This is a genomic window from Pseudomonas peli (assembly GCF_050563605.1).
Taxonomy (GTDB): Bacteria; Pseudomonadota; Gammaproteobacteria; order Pseudomonadales; family Pseudomonadaceae; genus Aquipseudomonas; species Aquipseudomonas peli_A.
This window is the reverse complement of sequence record NZ_JBNXUH010000380.1, coordinates 1-284: the sequence shown is the minus strand read 5'-3', so window position 1 is coordinate 284 and position 284 is coordinate 1. Positions and strand designations below refer to the sequence as shown.

Genomic DNA, 284 nt, shown 5'->3' with positions numbered 1-284 from the left:
TGTTGGAACATACGCCACGCGAGAAAGTCGCCGACCACCTGCTGCTGGTGGAATGGCGGGTTGCACAGCACCAGGTCCAGCGAATCCTCCGCTTGCTCGGCCAAACCATCGGCAACCCGTTGAGCGAGCGTGGCGTCGACCTGAGTCAGGTTCGCCAGCATGAGCTCGCGGATGGCCGGCACGCTGACCTTGCCCAGCTCGAAGCAGAAGGCATCGACAATATGCGCCTGCTCCCAGTCTGCCTGGCTGCGCCAGAACAACCCCGGCTGGGAGAAGTGATCGGC

The 284-nt window shown here is 63.4% G+C and carries 1 protein-coding gene; it reads right to left on the bottom strand.

All coding sequences use genetic code 11. The annotated features are described in order from the left end of the window. Nucleotides 1-284, bottom strand: a 284-nt coding sequence (locus tag ACQ4LH_RS22040; RefSeq protein ID WP_430699025.1) for a catalase-related domain-containing protein, incomplete at both ends; no start/stop codon positions are given.